Origin of the sequence: Bradyrhizobium roseum, assembly GCF_030413175.1 — a bacterium.
GTDB lineage: Bacteria > Pseudomonadota > Alphaproteobacteria > Rhizobiales > Xanthobacteraceae > Bradyrhizobium > Bradyrhizobium roseum.
Genome location: NZ_CP129212.1, coordinates 7212152 through 7233357, shown reverse-complemented (window position 1 = coordinate 7233357; position 21206 = coordinate 7212152). Strand labels below are relative to the sequence as shown.

The following is a 21206-nucleotide window of genomic DNA, read 5'->3' as shown; positions in this document are numbered from 1 at the left end:
CCGATGAGCGAACCCGCGAAAACACCGACCCCGGCAGGCCGCGCAGCGACCAAGAAGGAGCTGCCGGATCACTTCAAGGGCTACAAGCACGTCTGGGTGTTCGTCGAGCAGGAGCGCGGCCAGGTCCACCCGGTGTCGTGGGAATTGCTGGGCGCCGGCCGCCAGCTCGCCAACAAGCTCAAGGTCGATCTTGCCGCGGTGGTGATCGGACCCGAGGGCGAGGCGACACGGCAGGCGGCCGCCGAGGCATTCTGCTACGGCGCCGATCTTGCCTACGTCGTTGCCGACGACCTGCTCACCGACTATCGCAACGAGTCCTACACCAAGGCCCTGACCGACGTCGTCAATACCTACAAGCCGGAAATCCTGCTGCTCGGTGCCACCACGCTCGGCCGGGACCTCGCCGGCTCGGTGGCGACGACGCTGCTGACCGGGTTGACTGCGGACTGCACGGCGCTCGATGTCGATGCCGACGGCTCGCTGGCCGCGACCCGGCCGACCTTCGGCGGCTCCTTGATGTGCACGATCTATACGCTGAACTATCGACCGCAGATGGCCACAGTGCGCCCGCGCGTGATGCCGATGCCCGAACGGGTCGAGCGTGAAGCCGGCCGTATCATCGTCCATCCGCTCGGTCTCGTCGAAGACGACATCGTCACCAAGGTGCTGTCATTTCTGCCCGACCGCGAATCCGCCAAGTCGAATCTAGCCTATGCCGACGTCGTGGTCGCAGGCGGGCTCGGGCTCGGATCACCGGAGAATTTTCAGCTGGTACGTCAGCTCGCGTCCGTGCTCGGTGCGGAATATGGCTGCTCGCGCCCGCTGGTGCAGAAGGGCTGGGTGACATCCGATCGGCAGATCGGCCAGACCGGCAAGACGATCCGCCCGCGGCTGTACATCGCCGCCGGAATCTCCGGTGCCATCCAGCATCGGGTCGGGGTGGAGGGCGCCGATCTCATCGTCGCGATCAATACCGACAAGAACGCGCCGATATTCGATTTCGCCCATGTCGGAATCATCACCGATGCGATCCGGCTGTTGCCGGCATTGACCGAAGCGTTCCGCGCACGCCTCTCGCCGCATGCGCGCGACCGGATCGCCAGCTAGAGGAGCGTGCCATGATCGAGGAAAGATTCGATGCGATCGTCGTCGGCGCCGGGATGGCGGGCAACGCCGCCGCGCTGACGCTGGCCCAGCGCGGCCTGAAGGTGCTGCAGCTCGAACGGGGCGAATATTCCGGTTCAAAGAACGTCCAGGGCGCAATTCTCTATGCAGATATGCTGGAGAAGCTGATCCCGGATTTCCGGGAGGATGCGCCGCTCGAACGTCATCTGGTCGAGCAGCGCTTCTGGATGATGGACGACCGCGCCCATGTCGGGCTGCACTATCGCTCCGACGATTTCAACGAGGAGCGCCCCAACCGATACACCATCATTCGTGCACAGTTCGACAAATGGTTCTCCGGCAAGGTGCGGGAAGCCGGCGCGACGGTCCTGTGCGAAACCACCGTGACTGAATTGGTGCAAGATGCCTACGGCCGGGTGATCGGAGTGCGCACCGACCGGCACGACGGTGAGGTGCACGCCGATGTGGTCGTGCTGGCGGAGGGCGTGAACGGGTTGCTCGGCACGCGGGCCGACCTGCGGGAGAGGCCGAAGCCCGATAATGTCGCGCTGGCGGTCAAGGAGATGCACTTCCTGCCGCGCGAGACCATCGAAGCCCGCTTCAACCTCAAGGGCGATGAAGGCACCGTGATCGAGGCGGCGGGCACCATCTCGCGCGGCATGACCGGCATGGGGTTCATCTACGCCAACAAGGAGTGCGTATCGCTCGGCATCGGATGCCTCGTGGCCGACTTCCAGAAGACCGGAGAAACGCCCTACGGCCTGCTCGAGCGGTTCAAGCATCATCCCTCGGTGGCGCCGCTGATCGAGGGTTCCGAGGTGAAGGAATATTCCGCACACCTCATTCCGGAAGGCGGCTACAACGCGATCCCGCAGCTCTACGGCGAAGGCTGGGTCGTGGTCGGCGACGCCGCCCAACTCAACAATGCCATCCATCGCGAGGGATCCAATCTGGCCATGACTTCCGGCCGCATCGCCGCCGAGGCGATTTTCCAGGTCAAGTCGCGCAAGGATCCAATGACGAAGGAAAACCTGGCGCTCTACAAGAAAATGCTGGACGATTCCTTCGTCATCAAGGATCTCAAGAAATACAAGGATATGCCGCAGCTGATGCATATCCAGTCGCAGAACTTCTTCCTGACCTATCCGCAGCTCGTCTCCAAGGCGATGCAGAATTTTGTGCGCGTCGACGGGACGCCCAAAATCGACAAAGAAAAGACCACGCTGCGATCGTTCGTCAAAGCGCGGTCATGGACGGGCCTGTTCGGCGACGCGTACCGCCTCGCTCGGGCATGGCGGTGACGGCAGTGGCGACTTTTGAATGCGGCTCTAACGGTGGAGATCGAACATGACGACGGAACTGGCTGTGCGCGTCGAAGACAAGCTGTTCTACAACCGCTATTTGGTCGATGCGGGCCGCGCTCACATCAAGGTACGGCCGCACGCCGTGCCGACGCCGGCGCTGCTCACCCTGCTCAAGGCCTGCCCGGCGCGATGCTACGAACTCAACGACAAGGGACAGGTGGAGGTCACCGTCGATGGCTGCGTCGAGTGTGGTACCTGCCGGGTGATCGGTGAACCAGGCGGCGACATCGAGTGGAGCTACCCCCGGGGCGGCTATGGCGTTCTGTTCAAGTTCGGGTGAGGCAAAGGGGAGCGGGCAGCCCGTGACTGCGGTCCAGGATATGACCGGCTTGGGCACCCGCACGATGGCCAAGGCATCAGGGTTGGAATGCGCGTTGTGACGCGACTATGTGAAGTCAGGATCTTTACCCGCCATGATCGTCTGCTCCTGCAATGTCCTGACTGACCACGACGTCCGCTCGGCGGTGAATGGGAGGGATGAGGTGCCGCGCACGACCCACCAGGTCTACGGCTGTCTGGGATGCCGGGTCGAATGCGGTCGTTGCGTCGCGACGATCCGGAAAATCATGGAGAGCTGCGACAGGGATTGTCACTCGGGATTGCCATGCGGCGTTACGCATGGTGCGGGCCAGCCGGATCAAACGGTCGTGGCCCTGTAGCGCACCGGCACCGGCTGGTGTACCGGCACCGGCGCGGCATCGCGAGATATTTGATTACTCGGCGGCCTCCGCCGGCGTCATTGCGCTCGCTTCGATCGCCACCGCGACCGACTGGATGATTGCGGCAAAACGGACGGCGGTCTGGATCGTCGTCGCGGCGACGCCGGCTTCATTCAGGATCTTCTCGTGGGCGTCGATGCAGGCGCCGCAGCCGTTGATCGCAGATACCGCCAGGGACCACAGCTCGAAGTCGGCCTTGTCGACGCCGGGATTGGCGATGACGTTCATGCGCAACCGCGCCGGCATCGTCGCATATTCCTTGTTCGAGGCGAGGTGGATGAACCTGTAATAGATGTTGTTCATCGCCATGACCGAAGCGGCCGACTTGGCCGCTGCGATAGCCGCCGGCGTGAGCATTTCAGCCGCCACTGCCTCCATCGCCGATATCACGGCCGGATTGCGGGTCGCGATCGCGCAGGCGAGGAAAAGCCCGTATTTCGTCTGCATATCCAGCGTTTCATCCGACGCCATCGACGTCAGATTGAGTCTGACGTCCTTGGCGAAATCCGGAATGCTGTCTTTCAGGGCGTCGATCGACATAATGTATCACGCCACCTTGAGGGTTGCGCCGCCGACTTCGCGGTTGCAGGGACACAACTCATCGGTCTGCAGCGCGTCGAGGACGCGCAGGGTGTCCTTCGGGCTGCGGCCCACATTGAGGTTGGTCGCATAGACATGTTGGATCACGTTATCTGGATCGACAATGAACGTATAGCGATAGGCGACGCCGTCCGGCGAGCGCACGCCGAGGCCATCCACCAGCGAGCCTTTGGAGTCGGCAAACTGCCAAATCGGCAGGTGATGCAGGTCTTTATGCTCGCGGCGCCAGGCGAGCTTGCAGAATTCGTTGTCGGTCGAGCCGCCGAGCACGACGGCGTCACGGTCGGCAAAATCCTTCGACAACCGCGCGAACTCGGCGATCTCCGTCGGGCAGACGAAGGTGAAATCCTTTGGATAGAAGAAGATGATTTTCCACTTTCCGGGAAAGCTGGCGTCTGTCAGCGGCTCGAAAGCGCTCTGCCCTTTTTCTTCCTGCTGGTGGAAGGCCGGCTTGACGCCGACAACCTCAAAGGACGGCAGTTTGTCTCCAATTCCGAGCATTCTTAGAACTCCATGAGATGTTAGTTTTTCTTGGCAGGGCCACATTCGGATGAAGCAAGCGATGTGCCACCGACGAACCCGCAACGCGTCGCATAATTGTCATAGGCACGACAACCAGCTTCGTATGTCGCTCTGTCTGATGCTTGAACTAGCTTGGTTCGACAATCGTCTGCAATAAGAAATGAAACGGGACGACGTAACGGCGATCGAAAAGCAAGGACTGCACAAATTCAAATCGATGTACGCAATGATCTTCCGGGTGGGGTCGTGGCGGTGACCAAGGGATCGACGACCGATCGCGTCAAGATCGAAATCGCCTGTCGAACCCGACTCGGCAATCACGGTGACGTCCTCGATCGTCAACGAGGCGGTCGCCGAACTTACCCTGAAGTTCGGCGACGGTGTTTCGGCTTGTGATCAAATCGTCGGATGTGATGATGGGGCAACAGGCGCAGAAGGGGCCGCCGCTCCACCCAGGACGGTGCGGGCGCCGGCTCTTTGTGCCGATACCTCACGCCACCAATCCGCAACCACGTGTGGAGCGCATGGCAGGATTGTGCTGCGATCGCCGGTAAACTCCCTCCAGGCGTCGAGGCATTTTTCCGGCACGGCCGTCAGCACTGGCCCGCCGGCGATGATCGCCTCGGCGAGTTCGCTGCGCAGGCCGTGACCGGCCGCTTCCTGCTTGGAGAACTTGTTGACGATGATGAGGGTAGCATCTCCCGCGATGGCGCGCGAAACCGCAAGAGAGGCTTCGGCAAGACCGGCAGGGTCGAGCTTGCATGCGGTGGCACCGCGCCCGAGCGGCTGGCAGATCGAAATCTCCCGGCCGGTCAGGAGATCGACGACAAGCATACCGGCTGACCGGCCAGCATCGTCCTTGAGGTTTCGCTGCACGATGCCGCCGACGCGTTCGCCGTCGCGCAGAAGGGTATCGGCGAATTCGGCCAGCAGCGCGTCAACGTCATCTTCCGGCCGGTAGAGAACCGCAGCGAGATGATGCGTCGGACTGAAGTCATCAACATCAGCGGTCATGGCGCGGCTCATGAAGTGGCTGCCGGAATGTTTCGTTCCATTTGTCTTAGCGGTCGGCGTGGCGGGATCCGGCAACAGGGCGCTCTCGATCGCCGATCCCACAACCGCCATACCTGCCGCAGCGGCCTGGTCGTCTGCCCTGTGCGGCCCGGCTACCAGCGAAACGCCCTTCACCTGCGCGAAGACACTCATGGCTTCGGCAAGACCAAGTTGGTCCCACGATCGACGCGTGATCCTCGCCAGCAATCGGGCGCCGCAGCCGTCCGTTCCCAGGGCAAGCACGACGACGACCTCGCCATGCCCGAGCGGCGAATTCGAGACGATGCGCGCCGGCATGAGGTTGAGGATCGAGCTGGCGTCGGGAGCCGTGCGGGCAATCGAGACATCGCTCGCTGCAATTCGCACCCGTTGCGGTTTTCCTGCGGCGATCGGCGGCGCCGGCACCAGCAGGCGTCCGCCGGCGACGCGCAGTGTCAGCAGTCCGTAGCCGCTGTCATGCGCCTCCACCGCCGCCTCCAGGCTGACGGCCGCGTCGCGGGCGCCGGCGAGCGGCAGTGAGGGATCGCTTTGCAGGAGTTGCAGCGGCCCCGCGCCGACGACTTTGCCGTGCTGCATCAGGACCAGGTGATCGGCGAGCCGTTCGATCTCCGACATATCGTGGCTGATGTAAAACACCGGAAGCGAAAGCCGCGCGTGCAGCCGCTCGAGGAAGGGGAGGATTTCACTCTTGGTGGTCAGGTCCAGCGCCGACAGCGGCTCGTCCATCAGCAGCAGTTTTGGCTGCGACAGCAAGGCGCGTCCGATCGCGACCCGTTGGCGTTCACCGCCTGACAGGTTATGCGGTGACCGGTCGAGCATTTGAACCAGGCCGAGCAGCTCGATGACCTCGTCGAAGCCGATGCCGTTGTGGCCCGACGTCTGGACGTTTTTGGGGGCCCCGTAAAGCAAATTGCGTCTGACCGTCAGATGCGAGAACAGGCTTGCTTCCTGAAACACGTAGCCGATCGGACGCTGATGGGTCTTTCGGAAGGTCGCACCGTCCTGCCAGATATCGCCATCGACGGCGCAGAAACTCCCGGGCAGGTGATGCAGGCCGGCGAGACAGCGCGCGACGGTGGTTTTGCCGCTGCCGGAAGCGCCGAATATCGCTGTCACGCCCCGTGCCGGCACGACGAAGCTGGCGTCCAGCGAGAAGTGCCCGAGGCTGCCGCGGAATTCGGTCTGAATCTTTCCCGGCTGGGGCGCGGGTTGTTTCGCGGTCATGGCCGGACCGCCGCGCTGCGCTTGTCGATCAAGGTCATCGTCAGGATCACTGCGAAGGCGAAGATCACCATGCCGCCTGCCAGGATGTTGGCCTCATGCCAGCGCGACGCCTCGACATAGTCGTAGATCGCCACCGACAGCACCTTGGTTTGGCCCGGGATGTTGCCGCCGATCATCAGCACCAGACCGAATTCCCCGACGGTATGGGCGAAGCCGAGCACCGCGCCGGTGAGGAAGCCAGGCCGTGCCTGTGGCACCGCTACCGTCCAGAATGCCCGCCAGGGCGACGAGCGCAACGTCGCCGCGACCTCCAGTGGCCGGTCGCCGATCGCCGCGAACGCGTTGCGGATCGGCTGTACCACGAATGGCATCGAGTAGAGCACCGATCCGATGACGAGGCCTTCAAAGGTGAAGGCCAGCGTACGTCCGCCCCACAGGCTCGCGATCCAGCCACCCGGCCCGTTAGGGCCGAGCGTCACGAGCAGATAGAAACCGAGCACGGTCGGCGGCAGCACCAGCGGCAACGCGATGACCGTTGCGATCGCTTCGGCCCACCAGGCCTTCGTTCGCGCCAGCCACCAGGCAAGCGGCGTGGCGACCACGAGCAGGATGATGGTGGTGATCGCCGCCAGCTCGACGGTGAGCCAGACCGATTGCCAGAGCTCGGGCGGCAGACCATTCATGCCGTTCAGCTCTGTCCGTCGAGGACGTAGCCATATTTCTCGATGATGGAGCGTGCTTCCGGACTCCTGATGAAGGCGATGAAGCCGGTCGCGGCCTCGTTCGCAGCTCCGGTTTTCAGCAGCACCGCGTCCTGACGGATTGGTGAATAGAATTCCTGCGGAACCAGCCAGCGCGAACCGGCATCGCTGCCCACGAGCTGCGACAGCGCAACGAAACCAAGTTCGGCATTGCCGGTTTCAACGAACTGGAAGGCCTGTATGACGGTGGCCCCTTCGACGATCTTTGGCTTCAGCGCATCGTACACTTTGAGGAATTTCATCGTCTCGACCGCCGCCGCGCCGTAGGGCGCCGCGACCGGATTGATGATCGCCAATTTCGCGAATGAAGCGGCCTTGAGGGTTTCTTCGCCTTTCACCAGGCCGGGCGTCTTGCTCCACAGCACGAGCTTACCGACGGCATAGGTAAAATTGCTGCCGGGCACCGCCAGTCCGTCGTCGATCAGCTTCTTCGGTCGCGCATCGTCAGCGGAGAGAAGGACCTGGAACGGCGCGCCTTGCGTAATCTGGGTGTAGAACTGTCCGCTGGCACCGAAACTCAGTACGGCCTCGTGACCGGTCTTTGCCTTGAAGGCAGCTGCGATCTCCTTGGCAACTTCGGTGAAGTTGGCCGCGACGGCCACATTCGTTTGGGCCGCCGGCAGGTTGGTGGATGTGAGAACCCAGGTCGCAATACCGATAGCTAAGCGAACTGACTTGGACAACCGCATCGTGATCTCCTGATTCCTCTTCAGCGCCGTCCGTCGCCTTCGGCTCCGGCGTCGTCATCTCAGCAAGCGCCATGCCGCACTGCGCTTGGTCCGGGGATTGCTTATTAGCCATTCGATCGGGCTGTTTTGGTGTGAACCCGGTTGATCCCGCCTGTCGTTGTCGCGGTCCTGACAATGATGTCTTCAATAGGACATGACACATGAGCAGCCCTGCGAAGTTACGTCCGACCCCGCCGCCGGCGGCCTTCGTCGCCGCGCCGCCACTTTGGCCCGCGCCGACCGTTGCGTCGCGCGCGGAGCTCGAAGCGCTTCTTGCAGACGATGTTCCCTACGGCGACCTGACGACGGAGGCGCTCGGGATTGGTGCAGCCGCCGGTACCATGCAGTTCTCCGCCCGCGACGCGATGGTGCTGGCGCTGGCGGAGGATGCGGCTGCGATCATCGAGCTTGCCGGCTGCCGGGTGGAACTGTTTGCGTCCTCCGGCTCCGCGCTCGCGGCGGGATCGCCGATCCTGACCGCGCACGGCCCGGCCGCGGCGTTGCTGCGGAGCTGGAAGGTGGCGCAAACACTGATCGAGATCTGGTCCGGCGTTGCGACGGAGGCGCATGCGGTCGTCGCCGCGGCGACGGCTGTCGCGCCCAACATGGCGGTGGCCTGTACGCGCAAGAACGTTCCCGGCACCAAACGCTTTGCAGTCGCTGCGGTGAGGGCAGGCGGGGCGGTGATGCATCGGCTCGGGTTGTCGGAGACGGTGCTGGTGTTTCCGGAGCACCAGGCGTTTCTCGGCAAGGAGCCTTTCGTGGGACTGGTCGAGCGGTTGCGGCGTGCTGCGCCAGAGAAACGACTGGTCATCGAGGTGAACACGCTGGAGGCGGCGATCGTTGCAGCTTCGGTCGGCTTCGATGTCATCCAGGCGGAGAAGTTCACGCCGGCTCAAGTCACCATGCTCGTGGCGCGGATGGCCGCAATCGGGCGATCACGGCCCGTCGTTGCGGTTGCCGGCGGCATTCACGCGGGAAATGTTGCGGCTTATGCGCAAGCGGGAGCCGATGTCGTGGTGACCTCGTCGCCGTATATGGCGCGGCCGTGCGATGTTCAGGTGCGGATCTGCCCATCCTCGGCGGATCAGTAGAGCTGTATTCGAGGTAGGCCAATGTTTATTGCGATGAATCGTTTCCGTGTGGCAAAAGGATCCGAAGCGGACTTCGAACAGGTCTGGCTTTCCCGCGACAGTCATCTCGAAAAGGTGCCGGGCTTCGTCGAATTTCATTTGCTCCGAGGTCCGGAGGCCGAGGATCATACGCTCTATGCCTCCCACACGGTGTGGCAGAGCCGCGACGCTTTTGAAGCGTGGACGAAATCAGAGGCGTTCCGGGCCGCGCACCAACGGGCCGGCAACACCAAGCCGCTGTATCTGGGGCCTCCTCAATTCGAAGGTTTCGACGTGCGCCAAACGGCCGGCAAGGCAGCGGCCGGCAACGTGAGTGTTGCCGCGGTTTTCTAGCGGGGAAGCCAGTTCGGCCAACCGATACTGAGCTGCACGTCCCGGGCGCGGATCGCTCCCTCTTTCTTGTCGTCCAGACGATCGAGGCGCAACAGGGCCAGACCCTGCGTTCCGGAGGCGGCGATCAGCGGTCCAAGTTCGGTTCCATCGCTCGTCACCGATGTACCGGCTTCCGGCAACGCGGCTGCGCCGCTGACCGGCAAGATGCGCTTGCGCTGGATGCCCCGGAACTTCATGCGGGCGGTCAACTCCTGACCGACGTAACAACCCTTCTTGAAGTCGACCCCGTGAAGCATTTCGAAATTGGCCTCCAGCGGATAGCAGACCTCGCCGCCGATCTCGGCGGTATCGGCGATGCCGAGTGACAGCCGGTGCGCGGTATAGTCTGCCACCGTAGCCGCGACGAAGCCAAAGGGAGTGAGCTTTGTCGCCATCGCAAAATCCGCCGGATAAATCAGCCTTACCCCCAAGTCTGCGATCCGCGGATCGACGAACGCATGATGGGGCTCGGCAAAGGTGCGGTTGCCCGCGGCGCCCTCGGTTGATTCCAGTTCGAGTTTCGTGGCGGCGCCGGGCCCCCACGCCGCCGCCACGGCAAGCGCGGGCGCCGTCTCGCCGATCTCCACCGCCGCGCGCAGCTTGAAGCTGATCAGGCGTTTGACGAGATCCCCGGCAAGATTGGCGGCGATGTCGATCAGGATGCGCTCGCCATCTGCAATCGCGAAGGCGTCATAGAGCAACTTGCCCTGTCCCGTGAGAAAGCCGCCATAAAGCGCCCGGTCGGCGGCCAGCCGCCGGATATCGTTGGTCATCAGCCCTTGCAGAAACTTGACGCGGTCTGCCCCGCCGATGGCCACGACGCGGCGATCGGGCAAGACGGCAACATTCAGGGAATGGGTCATGATCGCCTCATCTGCCCTCGCGGGGATGCTAATTCCGGCGTGCCAGGGACCGCAGAAATCCCTGATATTCCTCGGTCAACTCCATATCCACTGCGGGGGCCAGGTTGAGCAGTGCATTGGCGATGAAGGGCTGATCGTTGCGCGGGTCGTCCAGCACCGCGCGCAGGACCGGGACATTGTCTTCGATGTGCTGGAGGAAGGCGACGCCCTTCTCCAGGGTTTCGGTCCAGCGGACCCGCGTCCAGTTGGCCAGCGGGTACATGATCTCGTGGACGAAATTGGATTTGCGCGCCTTCTCGAAGAAGCGCAACCCTGTATTCCAGTTCTCCTTGGCGCGCAGCGGCGGCGGGGGAATATCGCCCAGCAGCATTTTCTTGCCGGCCTGACCCACGAAGTCATCGAGTGTGACCGGCGCATCGATCTGGGCCTTGAAATGCCACAGGCCGAACGAGCCGGGGAATTCCTTCCCCATGCTATCCACCAGGGCGCCTTCCACCTTGTCCACTGCCGCCTTGTCCGCCTTCATCGCGGCCGTCATGCAGAAGGCAACGATGGCGTCGTTGCCGACATCATGCACGCCGCCCTTTCGCAACTGTTGCGGCGACAGTGCTGGGATCTCGGCGCCGGCAAGGGCGGGAGCTTCGCCGGCCCGCTGCGCCGTGATGAAGGCGGTGATTTCCAGCCAGCCCATGAAATTCGCGATAAAGGCGTCCGGGTCGACGTGCACGATCGCCAGATTGAGCGGCACTTTCCTCTTCTTCAGTTCCGCCATATCCGTCATGACTTGCTCTGCCGATCGCCTTGCCTTGTCGGGCTTCGCGCAAATGATGATGCAACTCCGACACGCCGAATGCATGAGGAGGTTTCACCGTCACTCCAGCAAGACGAATGCCAAGACCGCAGGTACTGATGCTCTCGATCATGAGGATCGCTTGCAGGCCCATCGGATTTCTTCCCGACCCCTCGCGCTCCATCTGCAACGCGTCACAGATGGAGAAAGCCGCCAGCGGCGCCAGCCGAGAGGATGAAGACGATGCGGCAGCGGCGGCCCGTATGGCCGCCGCGCGAGCTGCCAATCGTGGTTGCCGGCCCGCGCTAGCGGGTGATGTGACGACGGGTGGCGCAGCAGGGCGCCGCCCTTGACCTTGATCGCGAGCGCGACGCGTTGACGTGGATCGAATCGGTCCCGGGGTTTGATGCAGATGCAGCGCGGCGATCTGGTCGTCGATGCGGTGGCCGGTGGCGATGGCAAGCCCTGTCCCGCCGATGCAGACGGATGCCCTTGCCTTGCGATTGATTCGACCAGACGATCCCTCGGCGCTTGCGGGTCGCCGGCAACGCCTTCATGAAAAATCGCAGAATGGCGCACCCGACACGATTCGAACGTGTGACCTTTGCCTTCGGAGGGCAACGCTCTATCCAGCTGAGCTACGGGTGCTTGCCCGCCTCATTTAGCCGATTGGCCGGGCAGGGGCAACGGCCCTTCTCGGGGCCAGGAAGGCGGAGGCCGACCAACGAAGTCCGTTCCGGACACAAAATTCCCCTCCATTCCCGTCAATTGGTGGTACTCTTGGCACATTAATCTTCTCGCCATCGATGGGGACGTCCGATGTATAAGAAGGTTCTTCTCGCCTATGATGGTTCGGTGGAGGGGCGGCGCGCCTTGCGGGAGGGCGCAAAGCTCGCACAACTTTGCCGTTCCGAGGTGTTTCTGCTTGCCGTCGTCGAGGTTTCCTCGATCATGACGCCGGAGGCCGGGCTCACGATCCCGATCGAGCTGCAGACCGAGGACTACAAGGCCATCCTGAACGAGGGCACCGAGCGGCTGAAGGCGTTGGGCTTCACGCCGACCGCGCGGCTCGAGGTCGGCGATGCCGGCCAGAAGATCGCCGAGGTCGCCGAGGAAATCGGCGCCCATCTCGTGGTCGTCGGCCATCGCCCGCAAGGGGCGCTGGCGCGCTGGTTCGGCTCGATCGGCAGCTATCTGGTCAAGCGGCTGCGCTGCAGCGTGCTGGTGGCCCAGACCGACATCAGCGACGCCGAGTTCGAACGGCTGAAGCCGGCGGAAACGGCGGCCTGAATCGAGCCAATCCGACCATCACGTCGCCGGAACGATGATCTTGCCGATCGGCCACAGCGCGATCCCGGCAAGCTTGAGGTGGGCCCAGGCAAAGGGAATGCCGATGATGGTCACGGCCAGCAATACGGCCGTGATCAGGTGCCCGAGCGCCAGCCACCATCCCGCGAGCACCAGCCAGATGATGTTGCCGATCACCCCGAGCGGCCCGGTGCCGATATCCTCCATGCCGGTGTAGGCGTCGCGCGAGACCGCGGTGAAGCCGAACGGGAACAGGGTATAGGCGGCGATGTTGAACGCCGCCCGCGCCCAGGGAATGCCGACGATCGTGATCGCCATGACGACGGCGGCGACCAGCCAGCCGAACGCCATCCACGCGCCGCCGAGCACGATCCAGATGATATTGAGCAGCAACGAGACCGGGGACATTCCTGATATCTCCATCATGGCGCACACGTGAACGAGATCGAAATAGTGTCGCCGACGCCGCGGTTCAACCCGATTGCGGCGCGCTGTTTGGACGCTAGACTGCTTCCACCCGACGGCTTTGACGCCGGTCAAGCACAGACGCGCCGGCAAGCGCGCAACGGAAGAGGCTATTATGCGTCCGCTCGAATTCGGCTGGTATCTGCCCACGCACGGTGACACCACCGCCTATGGCCTGGTGGATGCGCAGATTCCGGGCTCGCCCGAACTATGCGATCGGGTGGTGCAGGCGGCGGAAGCGGCCGGCTTTGAATATCTCTTGATTCCGGTCGGCTCGACATGCTGGGAGGCGTGGATATCAGGCGCGTTCATGGCGGCGCGGTCGTCATCGATCAAGCCGCTGATCGCGGCAAGGCCCGGCTACATCAATCCGGTGCTGCTGGCGAAGATGATCTCGACCTTCGACCAGATGTCGGGTGGTCGCATCTGCATCAACCTGATCGCCGGCCAGAATGAGAGCGAGGTCGAAGGCGAGGGCGTGCGCTATCCGAAGGAGCAGCGCTACGAATTGATGGAAGAGGAAGTCTCGATCCTGAAAGCGCTGTGGACGACGCGTGGCCCGCTGAATTTTGAAGGCAAGTTTCACAAATTGGCCGGCGCGCACATCCGGCCGCGCCCGCATCAGCAGCCGTTCCCAAAATTCTATCTCGGCGGCGGCTCGCGCCAGGCCTGGGAATTGTCGGCGAAACATTCCGACGTCCATCTGTTCTGGGGCGACCTGCCGGAAAAGATCGCCTCCAACATCGCCGAGATCCGACAGATGGCGCGTGCGCATGGCCGCGAAGACGACATCGGCTTCGGCATGCGGCTGCAGGTGATCTGCCGCGAGAATGAGGCTGACGCCTGGGAGGCCGCCGATCAACTGGTGCGCCACGCGACCGAGCGGCAGAAGCAGGACATGAAGACGCTTTACAACAAATCGGAAGCCAACATGCGCGTGCAGCAGCTGGCCCGCGAGCATGGCGACCTGCTGCTGCCGCATCTGTGGACCGGCATTACGAAAGTCCGTCCCGGCGCCGGCATCGCCGTCGTCGGCAATCCCGTCCAATGCGCCGATACGCTGCAGCAGTTCATCGATGCCGGCTGCCATTCGTTCTGCCTGTCCGGCTATCTGCATGACGAGGAGGCCGAGCGCTTTGGCCGGCTGATCCGGCCAATTCTCGCCGAGAAGAATCGCAACCGGTGGGCGGCCTAAGGCCGGGCCCGATTCGCCGCTCATGTTGCACTGCGCCCGCGCGGTATTGCTGCGGTGCGCTCGGCAGTGGCCGTGATATCGCTCGCGGCTGACAGGGCTGGACGCTAAAGTCACGCGGTTTCAACCGGGTGCACCAAATGAGTGGATCGAGTTCGGGACTTGCGTGGAGCTCCGCCTTGGAGGAGTTCGCGCTGTTTCGAACGCTCAGCGCCGAGCAGCGGCTGAGGGTGCTCAACGCCATGGTCCGCCGGGATCTGGTGCGCGGGCAAATGCTGGTCGCGCAAGGCGGGCCGTCGGATGCGGTGTTCCTGGTGCTGCACGGCGCGCTCGCGGTGCGCAAGACCGGCTACAGTGAGCCGATCGCCGAGCTCCGCGCCGGCGAGCTGGTCGGCGAGATCGGCTTCTTCGCCAATGGTCCGCGCACGGCTGACGTCGTCGCGATTCGCGATACCAGCGTGCTGGCATTGACGCGTCCGGCGTATCAGAAGCTCGTCGAGGAAGCCCCCGCCATCGTCGAGGCGCTGCTGGCTGCGCTGGCGCGGCGCTTCGCCAAGGAAACCGCGCGCATCGCGCCGTTCCCCGCGTCACCGAAGGCGCGCACCGTGGCGCTGATCGATGGCGGCGTGGCGCCGCTGCCGGCCGCGTTCGATCGCCGGATGCGTGAAGGGCTGGCTGCAATCGAGGCCGAGATTGTCGATGCCGACCGCCTGCAGGCGATGTTTCCCGGCCGCGCGCTCGATGCGCACGACGTCACCGAATGGCTCAACAAGCTCGAACATACCGCGCCGCTGGTGGTGTATCTCGGCGGCCGCGACGCCTCGCCATGGACGCGCAAGGCGATACGGCAGGCCGACATGGTGGTGTTCGCGTGCCTCGGCGAGGCGCCCGCCGCCGCGCTGACGGAGATCGAGTCCTTTGCCTGCGAAGTTCATTCCGTTTCGGCCCGGCGCCTCGTCCGCATTCACGACCGTCGCAGCGGCGAAGTCTCCGGCACCGCGGCCTGGCTGGCGCGGCTGCCGGCCTTCATGCATCACCACGTCGCCCTCGAAGACCAGATCGATATCGACAGCCTGGTCCGCTTCCTGTGCGGCCGGGCAATCGGCTTCGTCGCCGCCGGCGGCGGGAGTTTTGGCACCGCGCATGTCGGAATCTACAAGGCGTTTCGCGAACGCGGCGTGCAGTTCGATATCTTCGTCGGCACCAGCGTCGGCTCCGCCATGGCGGCCGGGTTTGCCAAGAACCTCGAGGCCGAGCATCTCGAGCAGGGCACACACGAAATCTTCGTCAAGGCCCGAAGCTTCCGGCGGCCAACCTGGCCGCGCTATTCGCTGCTGGATCACAAATCGTTCGATCGCGCGCTTGCCCATCAGTACGGCGCCGAATGCCGGATCGAGGATTGCTGGCGGCCGTTTGCAGCGGTCGCGACCAATCTTTCGACCCACAATCTCGAACTGATCCGCACCGGACTGCTGTGGCAGGCGGTGCGCGCATCGAGCGCGATCCCTGGCCTGCTGCCGCCGTTCTACACGCCGGAGGGGGCGATGCTGGTCGACGGCTGCCTGATCGACAATGTGCCGCTGACCTCGATGCATCAGCTCAAGAGCGGTCCCAATCTGGTCGTGCATTTCGGCGAGCCGGCGGCCGAGATGTTCGATGTCGATTATGCCGCGTTGCCGGGACGGTTCGAACTGATCGCCGCGATGCTGACGCCGTTCCGCAAGAAGCTGCTGCCGGCGGCGCCAAGCGCCGTGAACGTGTTGTGGCGGAGTCTCGTGGCGCACCAGCGCTACGATACGCTGCCGGTCGGGCCGTTCGACATGGTGATGCGGCCGCCGTCGCCGGACGGCGTCGACGTGACGGATTTCGACCGTCACACCGAAATCTTCGAAGCGTCCTACGGCTGGGCCAAAGAAGCGATCACGGCATTGGAGGCGGGGGAAAGTTCGGCGATCCAGGCGATCCTCGGCGCCGGGGCGCTGGAGCGGCGTCAGGTAAGGCTGTCACCGCCGCCAACCGCACGACCGGCAACCGCCTTGCGCTGAACGGGTAGCCCCGCGCTTTTCGTCAGAGTTCGGGTTGCGAGCGCGGCATCGCGAACGTCATAAGCTACGGCCTGATGGCTGGCTCGCCATTACCCCCTGCACGACGGCGCGGCCGAATCGTGCCCGTTGGTCTCAACGACGATAGCCGCTGACGCGCGAATAGGCCGGGCGGCTTTCCTCTGCCAGCCTGCTCGCCAGGCTGGCGCGCGCTTCGCTGGCGCGCGGGGCCGTCGCCAGCTTGAGGTCTTCCAGGAAGATCGGCTTGGAGAAGTAGTAGCCCTGGGCGTAACGGATCTTGGTCGCGGCCTGCAGGTAGGCCAGTTCCTCGAAGCTTTCGAGGCCTTCGGCGATCACCGTCATGCCGAGCGCCTCGCTCAGGGACTCGATCGCCCGCAGGATGCCCTGGCTGCGCGGCCGCTTGTGAATGTCGGTGATGAAGGAGCGGTCGATCTTGATCTCGTCGGCAGTTATGTCGGCCAGCGCCGACAGCGATGAATAGCCGATGCCGAAATCGTCGATCGAGATCTTGACGCCGAGTTTGCGGAAGATCGGCAGGATCTCGTCCTGGAAATGCGTCTTGGTGACGAAGGCGTCTTCCGTCACTTCGATCATGAAGCGCTTTGGAAATCCGGTGGCTTCAAGCGCCTCGGCAAATGGCCGCATGAATTTTGGATTGCCGGCCTGCGTGGCCGCGACGTTGATGCTGATCGTGGTTTCGGGACCGAACGTCTCGTCGATCAGGTCGATCGACTTGACGATCTCCGCGAGCACCAGATGGGTCAGCTCGTCGATCAGACCGAGTTCGGTGGCCAGGTTGATGAAGGTGCTCGGGGCCTGGATCACGCCCTCGTCGTCGCGCAGGCGCACCAGCGCTTCCACACCCTTCACCTCCTGGGTGCGGATGTCGACCTTGGGCTGGAAGGCGCAGCAGAAGCGCTTCTCCAGGATCGCCTGCCGCAGCGACTGCTCGATCTTCATCCGCGCCAGCGCCTCGCGCTCCATGCTGGCATTGAAGAACGCCGCGGCGCCCTTGCTGGCGTTCTTGACGCGGTACATCGCGATGTCGGCGTTCTGGCGCAGCACCTCGTAGCTGCGGCCATGCTCGGGATACAGGCTGACGCCGATCGAGGTCGAGGCGAATATCTCGGATCCGTCGATGAAGAACGGCGCCTTCAGCCGCTGCAGGATGAAATCGATATATTCCTCGACCTCGGCGTCGTTCTGGATCGGGTTGAGCAGCAGCACGAATTCGTCACCGCTGATCCGCGACAGGATGTCGGAGTCGCGCAGGTCGAGGCCAAGCCGCTTGGACATCTCCACCAGCAGCTTGTCGCCGACCGGGTGTCCGTAATAGTCGTTGATGTGCTTGAAATTGTCGATGTCGAGAAACGCCAGCGCGAAGCGACCTTGGCCGTTGTCGTACTTCAGCAGGCTGTTGACGCGATGTTCGATCACGCGCCGCGTCGGCAGGCCGGTGAGTTCGTCGTAATAGGCGGAGCGAAACAGATGGTCTTCGAACGACTTCTGTTCGGTGATGTCGGTCGAGCTCGAAATCAGCAAATTGCGTCCGGCGACCTGGACCGGCCGGTGCGAGGTGAGAAACACCTGCTTGGACGAGCCGCGGGTAATCGCTTCCTCCAGCACGGCGGGTCGGCCGCTGCGCAGCAGTTCGAGGTAGGCATCGCGGCGATCACCGGGTTGCGAGGCCGACGGGACCGCAACGGCGGTCCCCAGCAGGGCCGTTGCGGCATCGTTCATCAACACGAACTCGCCGTGCTCGTCCTGAACCGTAACGCCGGCCGGAAGCAGCCTGAAGACATCGCGCAGGATGCTCAATTCAGATTCAAGATTGCTTTCGTTGCAAATCTGGGGCGCAGCCGCCTGAAAGTCGTGCTTTTTCGAACTATGCATGCCGTGGAGCTTGGCAAAGTCGATTGTAGCATTGGTTAAGTGGAACCACGAAAAACCGGGACAACGCTAGAAGTCGCCGTTTTCAGGGATATCGGGCTTGATCGTCATTAACAGAATGTCAATGTCGGCGAAGAAGGTGGCCCTCGAGGTGAATGACGGTTCAGATGTTTTGCCGCCGACATGTTGGAAAAAGCGACGAAGCTTTACCAAAAGGACACGTTAGCTCGCCGGAAGCCGGCATTGCATCGTGCAATGCACGCCGGTCTTGAGATAACGGATATCCGTCCCGCCGTCGAAGGCGCGAAGCGCCGATTGCAACAGCTTGGTGCCGAACCCGGACGGGCCGACGTTTTCGACGGCCGGCCCTTCCGTTTCATCCCAGGTGACGTTGAGTCTGTCTTCGGACACCGTCCACGATACTTGCAACAGCCCGCGCGCCGAGGAGAACGCGCCGTATTTGCCGGCGTTGGTCGCAAGTTCGTGAAAGATCAAAGCCAGGCTCACGGCGAGCTTCGCCGGCAGGAACAGCGGATCGCCGTTCAAGTTGAACCGGACATGGCCGTATGGTCCGAGCTCGGAATGAAGCATGTCCTTGATGTCGCAGCCGTTGCCGTCCAGCCGCGCGATCAGGTCGTCGGTCGCCGACAGCGCGCGGAGCCGGCGATCGATGCTGTCCCAGATGTGCGGCTGATCCTGCAGGATCTGGTGCAGCACCGCGTGGATCGTCGATGTCTTGTTCTTGAGCCGATGCTGCAATTCCGCGATCAGCAGTTTGCGGTATTCCTCCTCCTCGATCAGCCGCTTCGCATTCTCACGCTGTTGGGCGACGATGGTCCGGTAATTCTCGACGCCCCAGACCGCGAAGCCGCACACCGCCCAGAATATCGCAAGCAGCGCAAGCCGCGCGGTGTCGACGGTGGCGTTGCTGAAATTGATGGTGACGCCGAGCAGCCCTCCGGCGATCGCGGTCGCGATCCCCATCCGGGCGCCGCCGACGGCGGCGGCAAAGAACACCGCCGGGAAGTAAGGGGTGAAGAACACGTCGGGACGGATCTGGGCAACTCCCCAGCGCGCGATCGTCGACAAAACGAGACAGCCGGCTGCGAAGCCCGCACTGAAAAGCGGCGAAGGCTGGGAAATGCCTTGCCAACCGCGACGGAACTCTTCGGTCAATTTCTTCATCGGGATTGTCACTTCACGTGATCAGCGAATCCAAAATATGACCAAGCATATCGAAAACGGGAGATTTCCGGGTTCTTGATGGCAGCAAAGCGACCGCGTGCAGGCGATCACGCTGGAACCGGCGCGCTTGCTTGTTGTCCGCGTGGCGGGAACATCGATGAAACCGATCGCGGCGAACCAGCGAAAGGAGAGCTCGCTGACCTTCATCCCCCGCTGGAGGGGTCCGAGACGAGCGAAGCTCGCTCGTGGATCGGTTCGCATTATGCGAACCAAGGTGAGGTGACGGTCTCTCTAACAGCGCCCGAGTTGAGAGACTGTCACCCCGCCCCGGCGCACATAGCGCTGCGCACGATGTGAGCCGACCCGCCCCCTCGAGGGGCGGGTAAGACAATAAACGACGCTCCCGGGGTGGGCAGGCCACGCTTTCCCGAATCTACGAAACTCGTACGTCACACCGCCTTCAACACCACCCGCAGCCCATCTCGCGGTTTCGGAATCGGCCAGATCTGCCAGTCCGGCTTGTAGCCGGGCTCCAGCGACACTTCGAGGTTCTGCAGGAAATGCCGCGCAAAGCACTTTGCTTGCATATAGGCAAAGTGCAGGCCGAGGCACATATGCGCGCCGCCGCCATAGGGCACCCAGGCGAAGCGGTGGCGGTGGCGTTGGGCCTCGTCGGTGAAGCGCAGCGGATCGAACTTTTCCGGCTCGGGCCAGATGTCGGGCATGTGATGCGTGAACAGCGGATTGATGCCGACCATGCTGCCGGCCGGAATTGCGTAGCCCTTGAAGGTAAAATCCTTGATGGAGCGGCGCGGCATCGAGGGCACCGGCGGCTTGAGCCGCAGCGCTTCCTTGAAGGCCATTTCGGTGAGCTTCATGGCTTCAAGATGATCGAAGTTCATCGGTGCGTCGGCGGCGAGATCGAGCGAGGCGACTTCGCCGCGCAGCTTTTGCTGCCATTCCGGATGCGCGGCCAGTTCGCCTACGAACGACGTCAGCGACGAGGTCAGCGTGTCGTGGGCGGCCATCATCAGGAAACTCATGTGATCGACGATGTCCTGCGTCGAGAGCAGGGCGCCGTCCTCGTGGGTCGCATGGCAAAGCTGCGAGAACAGGTCGTCGCCGCCGCCCCTGGCCCGGCGGAGCGGTATCTGCTCGGAGAAATAGGCGACGATGCGCTTGCGGCCCTTGACGCCGCGTGCCATCGGCGTGCCGGGGAGGGGTTTCCGGATCACGGCGACGGAGGCGGCTACCATATCGACGAAGGCATCGGTGATTTCATCCACTTCCGGCCCGATGCCGGCGCCGAGGAACGACGTCGCCGCAAGGTCGAGCGTGAGCTGCTTCATCGCGGGGTAGAACAGCATCGGCCCAGGCTTTGCCTTCCATTGCGCCACCCGCGCCGCGATGCCGGTATCGAGTTCGCCCAGATAGGATTTCATCGGCCCGGACTTGAACGCCACCGACAGCGCGCGGCGGTGCACGCGATGCTCCTCGAAATCGAGCAGCATCAGCCCGCGCGGGAACAGCAGCCCGAGGATCCGGCCCCAGCCGAGCGTCGACGAGAACTGCTTGGCCTGATCGAACAACACCAACTCATTGGCCTCGGGCCCGAGCAGTACGAGACTGGTCTCGCCGAACAGATGGCTGCGATAGACCAGACCGTATTTCTTCGATTGCCGCTCGACCTGCCCCTTGGGGTCGGCCAGCACTTCCAGCGTCTTGCCGATGAAGGGCCAGCCCTCGTCACCCGGAATATGGGTCAGCGAATTGCGCCGTGGTGGGGTGAAGCTGTAGACGGGAGAGGCGACGCTCTGCATCGACATGGCACTTGCTCCGGTTGTATCGC

Annotated in this window: 20 protein-coding genes, 1 tRNA gene and 1 pseudogene; 9 read left to right on the top strand and 13 right to left on the bottom strand. The window is 63.2% G+C overall.

The features are described 5' to 3' along the window. Positions 1 to 3: 3 nt before the first annotated feature. From QUH67_RS34275 to QUH67_RS35080, 4 genes are all read left to right on the top strand, one after another. Positions 4 to 1107, top strand: a complete 1104-nt coding sequence (locus QUH67_RS34275) for an electron transfer flavoprotein subunit alpha/FixB family protein (RefSeq protein ID WP_300944467.1) — start codon at positions 4 to 6, stop codon at positions 1105 to 1107. An 11-nt stretch (positions 1108 to 1118) separates the two neighbouring features. Next, on the top strand, positions 1119 to 2426 hold the full coding sequence (locus QUH67_RS34270) for an FAD-dependent oxidoreductase (RefSeq protein WP_300944465.1): 1308 nt from the start codon (positions 1119 to 1121) through the stop codon (positions 2424 to 2426). 46 nt (positions 2427 to 2472) lie between these two features. Continuing rightward, a complete protein-coding gene (locus tag QUH67_RS34265) occupies positions 2473 to 2769 on the top strand; it encodes a ferredoxin family protein (protein ID WP_300944463.1) in 297 nt (98 codons plus the stop codon). 133 nt (positions 2770 to 2902) lie between these two features. Further along, complete coding sequence (locus tag QUH67_RS35080; protein ID WP_407080384.1) at positions 2903 to 3148, top strand: (2Fe-2S)-binding protein; 246 nt, start codon at positions 2903 to 2905, stop codon at positions 3146 to 3148. A gap of 54 nt (positions 3149 to 3202) precedes the next feature. Here QUH67_RS35080 and QUH67_RS34255 read toward each other — a convergent pair whose 3' ends face one another. The 6 genes and pseudogenes from QUH67_RS34255 to modA form a co-directional block, all read right to left on the bottom strand. Continuing rightward, positions 3203 to 3748, bottom strand: coding sequence for a carboxymuconolactone decarboxylase family protein (locus QUH67_RS34255; protein ID WP_300944461.1), 546 nt, complete (start codon positions 3746 to 3748; stop codon positions 3203 to 3205). 6 nt (positions 3749 to 3754) lie between these two features. Continuing rightward, positions 3755 to 4309 (bottom strand): peroxiredoxin, encoded by a 555-nt coding sequence (locus QUH67_RS34250; protein WP_300944459.1) that lies wholly within the window; start codon positions 4307 to 4309, stop codon positions 3755 to 3757. Between the two features lie 417 nt (positions 4310 to 4726). Continuing rightward, entirely contained in the window at positions 4727 to 5344 is a 618-nt protein-coding gene (locus QUH67_RS34245; protein WP_300948275.1) for a DUF2478 domain-containing protein, read from the bottom strand. 147 nt (positions 5345 to 5491) lie between these two features. Next, positions 5492 to 6607: pseudogene (modC, locus tag QUH67_RS34240) on the bottom strand (molybdenum ABC transporter ATP-binding protein); the annotation flags it as partial. Continuing rightward, positions 6604 to 7290, bottom strand: a complete 687-nt coding sequence (gene modB / locus QUH67_RS34235) for a molybdate ABC transporter permease subunit (RefSeq protein ID WP_300944458.1) — start codon at positions 7288 to 7290, stop codon at positions 6604 to 6606. The pseudogene modC and the gene modB, both read right to left, overlap by 4 nt. A gap of 5 nt (positions 7291 to 7295) precedes the next feature. Further along, entirely contained in the window at positions 7296 to 8057 is a 762-nt protein-coding gene (modA, locus tag QUH67_RS34230) for a molybdate ABC transporter substrate-binding protein (protein WP_300944456.1), read from the bottom strand. 200 nt (positions 8058 to 8257) lie between these two features. Here modA and modD point away from each other — a divergent pair, with 200 nt between their 5' ends. Both modD and QUH67_RS34220 read left to right on the top strand, forming a co-directional pair. After that, positions 8258 to 9190, top strand: coding sequence for a ModD protein (gene modD / locus QUH67_RS34225; RefSeq protein ID WP_300944454.1), 933 nt, complete (start codon positions 8258 to 8260; stop codon positions 9188 to 9190). Between the two features lie 21 nt (positions 9191 to 9211). Next, positions 9212 to 9562 carry an antibiotic biosynthesis monooxygenase family protein gene (locus tag QUH67_RS34220; RefSeq protein ID WP_300944452.1) on the top strand — a complete coding sequence of 117 codons (351 nt, stop codon included), beginning with the start codon at positions 9212 to 9214 and terminating at the stop codon, positions 9560 to 9562. On the opposite strand, the gene ygfZ is transcribed toward QUH67_RS34220, so the two are convergent. The 3 genes from ygfZ to QUH67_RS34205 form a co-directional block, all read right to left on the bottom strand. Next, a complete protein-coding gene (ygfZ, locus tag QUH67_RS34215; protein WP_300944450.1) occupies positions 9559 to 10464 on the bottom strand; it encodes a CAF17-like 4Fe-4S cluster assembly/insertion protein YgfZ in 906 nt (301 codons plus the stop codon). The genes QUH67_RS34220 and ygfZ overlap by 4 nt on opposite strands. Before the next feature lie 28 nt (positions 10465 to 10492). Further along, entirely contained in the window at positions 10493 to 11245 is a 753-nt protein-coding gene (locus QUH67_RS34210; RefSeq protein WP_300944449.1) for a hypothetical protein, read from the bottom strand. 580 nt (positions 11246 to 11825) lie between these two features. After that, a tRNA-Arg gene (locus QUH67_RS34205) sits at positions 11826 to 11902 on the bottom strand. A gap of 171 nt (positions 11903 to 12073) precedes the next feature. Here QUH67_RS34205 and QUH67_RS34200 point away from each other — a divergent pair. Beyond that, positions 12074 to 12544, top strand: coding sequence for a universal stress protein (locus QUH67_RS34200; RefSeq protein ID WP_300944447.1), 471 nt, complete (start codon positions 12074 to 12076; stop codon positions 12542 to 12544). An 18-nt stretch (positions 12545 to 12562) separates the two neighbouring features. Here the strand turns inward: QUH67_RS34200 and QUH67_RS34195 are convergent, their stop codons facing one another. Beyond that, positions 12563 to 12970, bottom strand: a complete 408-nt coding sequence (locus tag QUH67_RS34195) for a YccF domain-containing protein (protein ID WP_300944445.1) — start codon at positions 12968 to 12970, stop codon at positions 12563 to 12565. 172 nt (positions 12971 to 13142) lie between these two features. On the opposite strand from QUH67_RS34195, the gene QUH67_RS34190 reads away from it, so the two are divergent. Together QUH67_RS34190 and QUH67_RS34185 are read left to right on the top strand one after the other, a co-directional pair. Beyond that, entirely contained in the window at positions 13143 to 14222 is a 1080-nt protein-coding gene (locus QUH67_RS34190; RefSeq protein WP_300944443.1) for an LLM class flavin-dependent oxidoreductase, read from the top strand. A gap of 176 nt (positions 14223 to 14398) precedes the next feature. Further along, positions 14399 to 16264, top strand: a complete 1866-nt coding sequence (locus QUH67_RS34185; RefSeq protein ID WP_300944441.1) for a patatin-like phospholipase family protein — start codon at positions 14399 to 14401, stop codon at positions 16262 to 16264. 132 nt (positions 16265 to 16396) lie between these two features. Here QUH67_RS34185 and QUH67_RS34180 read toward each other — a convergent pair whose 3' ends face one another. From QUH67_RS34180 to QUH67_RS34170, 3 genes are all read right to left on the bottom strand, one after another. Then, positions 16397 to 18175: a putative bifunctional diguanylate cyclase/phosphodiesterase gene (locus tag QUH67_RS34180; RefSeq protein ID WP_300944439.1), complete on the bottom strand. Its 1779-nt coding sequence runs from the start codon at positions 18173 to 18175 to the stop codon at positions 16397 to 16399. A 219-nt stretch (positions 18176 to 18394) separates the two neighbouring features. Next, entirely contained in the window at positions 18395 to 19357 is a 963-nt protein-coding gene (locus QUH67_RS34175; RefSeq protein WP_300944438.1) for a sensor histidine kinase, read from the bottom strand. A 449-nt stretch (positions 19358 to 19806) separates the two neighbouring features. Then, positions 19807 to 21183, bottom strand: coding sequence for a cytochrome P450 (locus QUH67_RS34170; protein WP_300944436.1), 1377 nt, complete (start codon positions 21181 to 21183; stop codon positions 19807 to 19809). Positions 21184 to 21206 lie beyond the last annotated feature (23 nt).